Origin of the sequence: Rhizobium sp. PEPV16, from assembly GCF_008919455.1 — a bacterium.
Classification (GTDB): Bacteria; Pseudomonadota; Alphaproteobacteria; order Rhizobiales; family Rhizobiaceae; genus Rhizobium; species Rhizobium leguminosarum_Q.
This window is the reverse complement of record NZ_VSZV01000310.1, coordinates 239,845-240,969: the sequence shown is the minus strand read 5'-3', so window position 1 is coordinate 240,969 and position 1,125 is coordinate 239,845. Positions and strand designations below refer to the sequence as shown.

1 protein-coding gene and 1 pseudogene are annotated in these 1,125 nt (G+C 62.4%); one reads left to right on the top strand and one right to left on the bottom strand.

From position 1 onward, the window contains the following. A pseudogene (locus tag FY112_RS37900) lies at window positions 1–104 on the top strand (trehalose utilization protein ThuA); the annotation flags it as partial. 1 nt (window position 105) lies between these two features. On the opposite strand, the gene FY112_RS18185 reads toward FY112_RS37900, so the two are convergent. Further along, window positions 106–1,017 carry an SMP-30/gluconolactonase/LRE family protein gene (locus FY112_RS18185; RefSeq protein WP_029871779.1) on the bottom strand — a complete coding sequence of 304 codons (912 nt, stop codon included), beginning with the start codon at window positions 1,015–1,017 and terminating at the stop codon, window positions 106–108. Window positions 1,018–1,125 lie beyond the last annotated feature (108 nt).

Sequence of the window (1,125 nt, the reverse complement as noted above, 5' to 3'; positions counted from 1 at the left end):
ACGGCATCCGCTGGGCGCGGCAGAAACACACCGATGGCCGCATTCTGGAAAACTGGCACCGCGCCGAGCCGCTGCACGGCCGCCCCGACAAGGCGAAGGCCTGATCTATGGATATTGCGCGCCGGTCGTCTTGATATAGATCGAATAGACCGAACGCGTCGCGGTGATGAAGAGCCGGTTTTTCTTGGGGCCGCCGAAGGTGAGGTTGGACACCGTCTGCGGCACCCTGATCTTGCCGAGCAGGGTTCCGTCGGGCGAAAAGCAGTGCACGCCGTCGGAGGCACTCGTCCAGAGATTGCCGGCGACATCGAAACGGAAGCCGTCGGGATGGCCGACATCGAGGCTGCAGAAGTAGCGGCTGTTGGCAAGCGCCTTGCCGTCGGTGACGTCGAAAACGCGGATATGGCGCGGCACTTCATGTTTTGCGGAGCCGGAATCGGCAATGTAGAGCTTCGTCTCATCGGGCGAGAAGGCAAGGCCGTTCGGCTGGATGAAATCTTCGACGACGGCGTCGATCGCGCCGCTTGCCGGATCGATCCGATAGACATTGCGCGTCGGCTGCTCGGGCTCGGCCTTGTGGCCCTCGTAATCCGACAGGATGCCGTAGGTCGGATCAGTGAACCAGACCCCGCCGTCGGAGTGCACGACGACGTCGTTCGGCGAGTTCAGCCGCTTGCCCTGGTAGCTGTCGGCGAGAACGGTGATGGTGCCGTCCGTCTCGGTGCGGGTGACGCGGCGGCCGCCATGTTCGCAAGAGACCAACCGGCCCTGCCGGTCTCGGGTGTTGCCGTTGACGTAGTTGGAGGGCGAGCGGAAGACGGAGACGGTACCGTCCGGTGTCCAGCGCATCATGCGTTCATTCGGGATATCGCTCCAGAGAAGGCAGTTCAGGTCGGAAAACCAGACCGGGCCTTCCGTCCAGCGGCAGCCGGAATAAAGCTCCTCGAGGCCGGCGCTGCCGATGACCATTGCACCGAAGCGTTCGTCGCGGATCTCATAAATCGGATTGTCGCCCATGCCAGTTTCCTCCCTGAATGCTGCCGTTCTTTTCCTAGCGGCAAAAAGCTGGAGGTGCCAGAGCCCGGCGATGGAAATGCCGGACTCCGGTTTCGTAGAGCCTTTCCT